The organism is Blautia sp. ZXY-1-B12 (genome assembly GCF_056339915.1).
This window is the reverse complement of record NZ_JBWJVP010000102.1, coordinates 1-9,131: the sequence shown is the minus strand read 5'-3', so window position 1 is coordinate 9,131 and position 9,131 is coordinate 1. Positions and strand designations below refer to the sequence as shown.

General features: G+C 42.8%; 8 protein-coding genes. 6 read left to right on the top strand and 2 right to left on the bottom strand.

Translation table 11 applies throughout. From position 1 onward, the window contains the following. Positions 1 to 53 precede the first annotated feature (53 nt). Entirely contained in the window at positions 54 to 872 is an 819-nt protein-coding gene (locus tag AC075L_RS06385) for a peptidylprolyl isomerase (RefSeq protein WP_020993724.1), read from the top strand. Positions 873 to 993: 121 nt separating this feature from the next. On the opposite strand, the gene mnmM is transcribed toward AC075L_RS06385, so the two are convergent. Continuing rightward, complete coding sequence (mnmM, locus tag AC075L_RS06380) at positions 994 to 1,557, bottom strand: tRNA 5-(aminomethyl)-2-thiouridylate-methyltransferase MnmM (protein WP_008704818.1); 564 nt, start codon at positions 1,555 to 1,557, stop codon at positions 994 to 996. Between the two features lie 510 nt (positions 1,558 to 2,067). Between mnmM and coaBC the strand changes: the two genes are divergently transcribed. Beyond that, positions 2,068 to 3,276 (top strand): bifunctional phosphopantothenoylcysteine decarboxylase/phosphopantothenate--cysteine ligase CoaBC, encoded by a 1,209-nt coding sequence (gene coaBC, locus AC075L_RS06375; RefSeq protein WP_008704816.1) that lies wholly within the window; start codon positions 2,068 to 2,070, stop codon positions 3,274 to 3,276. A 37-nt stretch (positions 3,277 to 3,313) separates the two neighbouring features. Beyond that, a complete protein-coding gene (locus AC075L_RS06370; RefSeq protein WP_008704815.1) occupies positions 3,314 to 4,078 on the top strand; it encodes a type III pantothenate kinase in 765 nt (254 codons plus the stop codon). A 93-nt stretch (positions 4,079 to 4,171) separates the two neighbouring features. Here AC075L_RS06370 and AC075L_RS06365 read toward each other — a convergent pair whose 3' ends face one another. Further along, positions 4,172 to 5,071 carry an RluA family pseudouridine synthase gene (locus tag AC075L_RS06365; protein WP_008704813.1) on the bottom strand — a complete coding sequence of 300 codons (900 nt, stop codon included), beginning with the start codon at positions 5,069 to 5,071 and terminating at the stop codon, positions 4,172 to 4,174. A 368-nt stretch (positions 5,072 to 5,439) separates the two neighbouring features. Here AC075L_RS06365 and AC075L_RS06360 point away from each other — a divergent pair, with 368 nt between their 5' ends. The 3 genes from AC075L_RS06360 to cobM form a co-directional block, all read left to right on the top strand. Further along, complete coding sequence (locus AC075L_RS06360; protein WP_055057527.1) at positions 5,440 to 6,783, top strand: MATE family efflux transporter; 1,344 nt, start codon at positions 5,440 to 5,442, stop codon at positions 6,781 to 6,783. A 321-nt stretch (positions 6,784 to 7,104) separates the two neighbouring features. Further along, entirely contained in the window at positions 7,105 to 8,253 is a 1,149-nt protein-coding gene (gene cbiD, locus AC075L_RS06355) for a cobalt-precorrin-5B (C(1))-methyltransferase CbiD (RefSeq protein ID WP_476387383.1), read from the top strand. A gap of 269 nt (positions 8,254 to 8,522) precedes the next feature. Further along, positions 8,523 to 9,131, top strand: a 609-nt coding sequence (gene cobM, locus AC075L_RS06350; RefSeq protein ID WP_476387382.1) for a precorrin-4 C(11)-methyltransferase, incomplete at its 3' end; no start/stop codon positions are given.

Below are 9,131 nucleotides of genomic sequence, written 5' to 3'. Positions count from 1 at the left end.
TCTGAGATAGGTTATAATCAGATTGTTGTAAATGATTTCGGAGGTAAAGGAAAATGAAAAGAAAATTACTGGCAGCACTTTGTGTTACAGCTATGTCAGCAGGTTTACTGGCAGGATGTGGCAGCAGTGATAAAACAGAAGAGAGTACAAAAACAGAGGAAACAGCGAAAGAGGAGACTTCTTCTCAGGAAGAGACGGAGACAAAAGCTGCTTCTTCTGACAGTGATAATGTAGCAAGTGAAGAAGAGGCAGAAAAAGCCGGATTTTCTGATGGTTCTGATGAAAAGAGTGATTCTGCTGATACAGATTCTGAAAATAAAGATTCTTCAGACAGCAGTACAACCAGTGTGCTTTTGGATACTTCCAAAGAACTGACAGGAATTCATCACGCAGAGATTGAAGTAAAGGATTACGGTACGATTGATGTGGAACTGGATGCAGATACAGCACCGATCACAGTGACAAATTTCGTGAAACTTGCACAGGAAGGTTTTTATGACGGACTGACATTCCACCGTATCATGGATGGATTCATGATCCAGGGTGGTGATCCCAACGGAGACGGAACAGGTGGATCTGAAGAGAATATTAAGGGTGAGTTCAGCAACAATGGAGTAGACAATGATATTTCCCACACAAGAGGGACTATTTCCATGGCAAGAGCCAGTGATCCGGACAGCGCAAGCTCGCAGTTCTTTATTGTTCAGGCAGACAGTACATTTCTGGACGGAGATTATGCAGGATTTGGCCATGTGACAGAAGGCATGGATATTGTTGATAAGATCTGCGAGGATGCAAAACCGACAGACGACAATGGAACAATCCCGTCAGATCAGCAGCCGGTTATTGAGAAGATTACCATTACAGATTAAGTAAAACAGAAATCGAAGTATAAGTGCCCGGAGAACAAACAAAAATTGAAGAAAAGGCATAACAAGAAGCAGCAGGAGAGATATGAAAAATCTTTTCTGCTGCTTTTTGGAACAGATACAGTTAATTTTTAATTATCAGCACTGGTATCGGTGGGTTGTTGGGGCGATTATAATATTCGCTTTTGATTACCAGATATTGATGGGGATCAAGGTTTTTCAGCCAGTCAAGGATCTGATCCCGCTCTTCAAATCCGGAATCGCCGCCACTGTAGATGCAAAGAGAAATCATTCCGCCTTTTTTCAGAAGGGTTAAAGCCTGGGTCAATGCCTGAATGCTGGTTTTACCTCTGGTTGCAAGTGAATGATCTCCTCCGGGAAGATAACCAAAATTAAATACAATGCAGCTTACACTGTCTGGTGTGGCATATTCTGCCATATTTGCGTGAGATTCCAGAAGCAGTCGGTAATTTTCCGGAACATGTCCGGCGTTCAGTCTCTTTTGGGTTGCAGTCAGTGCCTGCTCCTGAATATCAAAGGCAAGAACCTTTCCTGATTCTCCGCATAGCTGCGAAAGCAGAAGCGTATCATTTCCGTTTCCCATTGTAGCATCAATACAGAAGTCTCCTTCCTGTACCTGCTGTCTGATAAAAGCTGCGCACCATTGCGTGATCTGATAATTCTTCATATATTCCTATATTCCTCCACAAAGTCATACACCGGATTTATATGTTGATATCAGTATATTATAGTAATCCGGTCTGTCAGTTAAGTCAGGTAGAGTCCAGCGCAAATTATGGATATCTGACTGATTATTATTATAATGCAGGAAATCTTTATAAACAACGGTTAAGTGTAATCTTGCTGAGGTTCACCGTTACTGTTCACATACCTCTATCCCGCGAGGTGTTTTGGCATGAATATGCCAAAATCCCGAGACATACAAGCCAAAATTCCATTGCCGCAGGCAATCTGGAATGAATTTTGGCTACGTTACTGTGAACAGTAACGTTCTGATTGTTTCGCAAATAAAACAAATCACTTATTGCATTTTTGATAATAATTAGTCTATAATAAATAGAATTGTAAAAGTCAGAATCCTGTTATCAAAGATGAATTATGATAGATTTTGACATGTAAGTATAAAGACGTAGAAACAGCCAGAAATAATATGGTTCGGAGAAAGAGGTAAAGGAAAATGACACTGGAAGGAAAAACAGTATTACTGGGAGTGACAGGCAGCATTGCGGCGTATAAGATTGCATATCTGGCAAGCGCGCTGAAGAAACGCCATGCAGATGTTCATGTGCTGATGACAGAGAATGCCACGAATTTTATCAATCCGATCACTTTTGAAACTCTCACAGGAAATAAATGTCTGGTGGATACCTTTGACCGGAATTTTCAGTTTCAGGTAGAGCATGTATCGATTGCAAAGAAAGCAGATGTAGTGATGATCGCACCGGCAAGTGCTAATGTGATCGGTAAACTGGCACATGGGATCGCAGATGACATGCTTACTACCACGATCATGGCATGCAAATGTAAAAAATTCATTTCCCCGGCCATGAATACCAATATGTTTGAGAATCCTGTAGTACAGGATAATTTAAAGATTCTGGAGCATTACGGATATGAAGTGATCGCTCCGGCGTGCGGATATCTGGCATGTGGTGACACAGGAGCGGGAAAAATGCCGGAACCTGAGACATTACTTGCCTATATTGAGCGCGAAGCTGCCTGTGAGAAAGATCTGAAAGGAAAGAAAATCCTTGTAACTGCAGGTCCTACACAGGAATCTGTTGATCCTGTTCGTTATCTTACCAATCATTCTTCAGGAAAAATGGGCTATGCTATTGCGAAAGCTGCCATGCTCCGCGGTGCAGATGTCACGCTGGTCAGCGGACGTACTTCAATTGAACCTCCCATGTTTGTAAATCTGATACCTGTTGTGACTGCAAGAGACATGTATGAAGCTGTAACTTCTGTCAGCAACGAACAGGACATCATTATTAAAGCTGCTGCTGTGGCAGATTACCGCCCTGCCAGGATCAGTGAAGAAAAAGTTAAGAAAAGTGATGGACAGATGTCCATAGAACTGGAAAGAACAGATGATATCCTGAAGTTTCTTGGGGAACACAAACAGCATGGACAGTTTCTCTGCGGATTTTCCATGGAGACACAGAATGTGATCGACAATTCCAGAGCCAAGCTGGCAAAGAAAAATCTGGATATGGTGGCTGCCAACAATGTGAAAGTGGAGGGCGCCGGATTTCAGGGAGATACCAATGTACTGACATTGATCACACAGGATGAGGAAATCTCTCTTCCGCTTATGAGTAAAGAAGACGCAGCTTTTAGGATCCTGGATAAAATTCTTTCGCTGATGCAGGATTCTGTCTGTTAAGGGAACAGGACGATTAAGAAATTGGAGATAAATAATTATGATTTTAGCAATTGACGTTGGAAACACCAACATTGTAGTTGGATGTATTGATGACCGGAAAACATATTTTATAGAACGCCTTTCTACTAACCGTACAAAGACGGAACTGGAATATGCGGTGGATTTAAAGAATGTTCTTGATATCTATCATATAAAAAAAACAGAGATTGAGGGCTGTATTATTTCTTCTGTAGTGCCGCAGATCACAAATATTGTGAAACTTGCCGCAGAGAAAATTCTTAAGAAAAATGCAATTGTTCTCGGACCTGGTGTAAAGACAGGACTGAATATTATGATGGATAATCCGGGACAGCTTGGTGCAGATCAGGTTGCTGATGCAGTGGCAGGAATTGCCGGTTATCCGGTGCCGTTAATCCTTATTGATATGGGAACTGCAACCACAGCGTCTGTTGTCAACAGTAAGAAGCAGTATGTAGGAGGAATGATTCTTCCGGGTGTAGGGGTTTCCCTGGATGCACTTACTGCGAGGGCTTCCCAGCTCAGCGGAATCAGTATTGATGCGCCAAGACATGTGATTGGGAAAAACACGATCGAATGTATGAAGAGTGGGGTTCTTTACAGCAATGCAGCAGCTCTGGATGGAATTATTGACAGGATCGAAGAGGAATTGGGGGAGAAGGCAACTGTAGTGGCAACCGGTGGTCTGGCAAAGAAAATCGTTCCCCATTGTAAAAGAGAAATCATTCTGGATGAGGAACTTCTTCTGAGAGGTCTTCTGATCATTTATGAGAAAAATAAGTAAGAATGTATATGCATTCATATCAAAACAGTTCATCAGACAAAAAGCTGATGAACTGTTTTGTTTGCAGTAATTTATGGAATTGCTATAAATACATTATTTTAGAGGATTGCTATAAAAGGCAGAAATGAAATCAATGGGAAGCGGAGCAGTAAAAAGCATGACCTTTCCGGTTGTCGGATGAGTAAACTCCAGCTGATAAGAATGGAGGGGCTGGCGGTTTATCCGACGGTAATCAGGATTGTATAAATAATCTCCGGGCAGAGGATGCCCGATATATTTCATATGCACACGGATTTGGTGTGTGCGTCCTGTTTCCAGATGAAGTTCGGCCAGAGAATATTCTTTTCCTGCCGCCAGCCGTTCATAATGAGTTATTGCAGACTCCCCGGTTCCGAAATTTACTTCCCTGGTGATCACGGAGCCTTCCATTCGTGCGATAGGAGCGTTGATCGTTCCGGAGTCAGGAAGAAGCCCGTCTACAAGTGCGAGATAAGTCCTGAGAATCTGACGTTTTTTCATCTGAACTGACAGAATCGCTGCGCTGAGGGGATTTTTGGCAAGGATCAGAGCACCGGTGGTATCCCGGTCCAGCCGGTTGATACAGCGGTAAACAAAATCTTCTCCTTTTTCTGCAAAATACCAGGCGATTCCATTTGCCAGAGTATTTTCATAATTTCCCGCAGAAGGGTGCACAGGCATATCTGCAGGCTTGTTTATCACAAGGATATCCTCATCTTCATAAATGATATTCAAATCCATCTTTGTACGGATAATGTTTTCTCCTGATTCGGTTTCAGGAACAGTGACGATCAGATGATCCTGCGGTTTAAGCACTGATCGTCCGAAACCACGTTCACCATTGAGAATGATGGTGTTGGGAGTGTTCTTCATTGAGCTTAATATGTGGCGGGAAAACCCCTCTTTTTTTAGAAAGTCCAGAATCGTGACCGGAGTTGTATTTTCGGAGATAATATATTTAAGGATTCTTTGCATATGATCTGTCTGCTTTCTTGATTTGTATAAGATTTAAGAATTGCGGGCTGATATGCCCTGCCTTATTTTTAACAGATTTACTGTATCAGATTTTGAAGAACATAACAAGAACAATTATCAGATTTCCTGAAAAATTACTGTTCACTTTGTTCACAGTAATGTAGCCAAAACTCATTCCAGATTGCCTGCGGCAATGGAATTTTGGCTTGTATGTCTCGGGATTTTGGCATATTCATGCCAAAACACCTCGCGGAATAGTGGCGGGTGAACAGTAACCCTGAAAACGTTAAAAAATACATTTTATTCTATTGCATCACAGAAAATTAAGCGTATAATCAAAAAAAGAAAATAGATTCAGGTGGAAAAAAATGAAAGAACAGCAACATATTTTTACAAACAAAATGCTCCGAACCCTGTTGATACCGGTTATTTTTGAACAGGTACTGAATTCCCTGATGGGAACTGTGGATACCATGATGGTCAGCAATGTAGGCTCTGCTGCAATATCCGCAGTATCTCTGGTGGATTCCATCAATGTATTGGTGATCCAGGCGTTCTCAGCGCTGGCAGCAGGCGGTGCAATCCTCTGTTCACAGTACATAGGTCAGAAAAATCATGAAATGGCAAATAAATCAGCAAGACAGGTATTATTTATCATTACTGCCATATCTGTAGCAGTGACTGCTCTGTGCCTGCTGTTTCGTGTGCCGCTGTTAAAACTGATATTCGGAAAAGTAGAAGCAGATGTTATGACTGCCTCTCAGGTGTATTTCTTCTATACGGCATTATCCTTTCCATTTATAGCACTCTATGATGCGGGAGCATCCATATTCCGGTCCCAGGGAAATACCAGAGGGCCAATGACAGTATCGGTTATTTCAAATGTGATTAATATCGGCGGAAATGCGGCGCTGATCTGGGGATTCAATATGGGAGTGGCAGGAGCTGCCATCGCAACTCTTGCATCCAGAGTCTTCTGTGCTGTAGTGGTACTCTGGCAGCTTCGTATGGACAGACAGCCTATTGTAGTCAGAAATTACAGACAGATCCGTCCGGATGGAAAAATGATCAGAAGAGTTCTGGCTCTGGGAATCCCGTCCGGCATAGAAAACAGCATGTTTCAGCTTGGAAAGCTGGCAATACAGTCTTCCGTATCTACACTGGGGACGGTAGCCATTGCAGCTCAGGCAATGACGAATATCCTTGAGAACCTTAACGGTATTGCAGCTATCGGTGTAGGAATCGGTCTGATGACTGTAGTAGGACAGTGTCTGGGAGCGGGCAGAAAGGATGAGGCAGTTTACTATATTAAGAAATTAAGTGTTCTTGCAGAAATCATTGTTGTTGCAAGCTGTCTTTTGGTGTTTGCCTTAACTATTCCGGTCACAAAGCTGGGTGGTATGGAATCGGAAAGTGCAAGAATGTGTTTCCATATGATATCCTGGATAACGGTTGTCAAACCTATTGTATGGACCCTGGCGTTTATTCCTGCTTATGGCCTCAGAGCAGCCGGAGATGTAAAATTTTCAATGCTTACATCCTGTATCACTATGTGGACATTCCGTTTTTGTCTTTGTGTATATCTGATCCGTTTCAGAGGCTTCGGCCCAATGGCTGTATGGATTGGAATGTTTACTGACTGGACAGTGCGGGGAATCGTATTTTCTCTTCGCTTCCACAGTAGGAAATGGCTGAAGCATAAGGTAGTATAACAAGGTGGTATAGCCATGAAATGCGTTGACTTTTACTGCTCAAAATTATATAATGATTCTCGGAAATAATTCTGGAAAAGCATTACAGGAAGTCAGGTGAAATTCCTGCGCAAGTCCGTTACTGTAACAGCCAGATACTGTCTGCTTTTCATTGTATATAAGAAATATGATCTGCGGCAACCAGAGGATATTTCGGGAAAAGAGCTTTCAGGAGGGATTTTGTTGCACACAGAAATCCCTCCTTTTTATGTAGATGTTATATAAATGACATTATAGTAATCTGCAGACAGGATGTGACAACAATGCAGCAAAGGAGATATCATGAAAAACGGACTGGAAGATTACTACGTGATACGTGGCAATAAAAAAATGAGGTTTGGCTATACAACAGGCTCCTGCGCAGCAGCTGCATGTAAGGGTGCTGCAGAGATCCTGCTGGGTGGTGTCATGCATAAGGCTGTCACCTTGATGACTCCTAAGGGAATCCTGCTTACACTGGAACTGAAAGACATCCGGATTGAAGGAAATCAGGTGACCTGTGCAATTCAGAAGGATGCAGGAGATGATCCGGATACTACAAACGGAATACTGGTTTATGCCACGGTGCAGAAAACAAAAGAACCGGGAATCATCCTCGACGGAGGTGTTGGTGTGGGAAGGGTAACAAAAGCCGGACTTTCCCAGAAAATCGGGGAAGCAGCTATTAATCCTGTGCCAAAGGCCATGATTTTGCGTGAAGCCACAGAAATCGCTGAGAAATATGATTATGAGGGTGGTCTGAAAATCATCATCTCCGTTCCTGAAGGTGTGGAAATTGCAAAGAAAACCTTTAATCCCCGTCTGGGAATTGTGGGAGGAATTTCAATTCTGGGAACTTCCGGGATTGTAGAACCTATGAGCGAAGCTGCTCTTGTACAGAGTATCAATGTAGAGATGAAGCAGCATTTTTCCCAGGGAGAAGAATATCTTCTGGTAACACCGGGAAATTACGGGGCAGATTATCTGCGGGAGCATATGGATCTCCCTTATGAAAAAAATATTAAATGCAGCAATTATGTAGGTGAGACCATTGACATGGCAATTGATATGGGAGTTAAGGGAATCCTTTTCATTGCTCATATCGGAAAGTTTGTAAAAGTTGCAGCAGGAATCATGAATACCCATTCCCACAGTGCAGATGCCAGGATGGAAGTGCTGGCATCCAATGCGATCCGGGCAGGAGCATCGTTGGAGTGTGCAAAGGAAATCCTGAATGCATCTACTACAGATGAAGCAATAGACATTCTGGAAAAATATCAGATACTTCAGAAGACCATGAAAGAGATCTTGGACAGGATCCAGTTTTATTTAAATCACAGATCCTATGAGCAGATCCTTCTGGGGGCAGTGATTTTTAATAATACTTATGGGTATCTGGGGCAGACTGGCAGATGCAGAGAAGCTGATAAAGCGGATCAATGCACAGAATGATGAGGCACAGTAAAGATCCTATCGCAAAGGCGATTTTAACCGAAATCAAGTAAGTCCCCTGTTTCAATTGCGAAAAGCAATAAGCAGTGGGTGGGGACTTGCTTGTATCAGGAGGAGTGCAAGCTCCTTCTGATAAACTGCGGAGCAGTTATTCGGTTATGAGCAAGTAGCGAAGCGGATTGCGAATATCCGCTTGAATGGATTTTGACTCACAACTGTGAAAGTATTGAACAGTTGAAATAAATTTATAATAAGGAGAATGATAGATTATGGTACATTTCGTAGGAGCAGGTCCGGGAGCACCGGATCTTATCACAGTAAGAGGAAAACAGTATCTGGAGGAAGCAGATGTGGTGATCTATGCAGGATCACTGGTAAATCCAAAGCTTCTGGAATATACAAAGGACATCTGCACCATCTACAACAGTGCAAAAATGACACTGGAGGAAGTGATCCATGTGATCGAGAAGGCGGAAGCAGAGGGAAAGACAACTGTCCGCCTTCATACCGGAGATCCATGTATTTACGGTGCGATCCGTGAACAGATGGATATTCTGGATGAGAAAAATATCACTTATGATTACTGTCCGGGTGTCAGTGCATTCTGCGGTGCTGCAAGTGCCCTGAATCTGGAATATACTCTGCCGGATATTTCTCAGAGTGTGATCATTACACGAATGGAAGGCAGAACTCCGGTTCCGTCCAAGGAAAGCATTCAGTCATTTGCGGCTCATCAGGCAACTATGGTTGTATTCTTAAGTACAGGAATGCTGGAAGAGCTGAGCAGACGTCTTATTGAAGGCGGTTATACAGCAGATACACCAGCAGCCATTGTATATAAGGCAACCTGGCCGGAACAGAAGACCTTCGTCTGCACA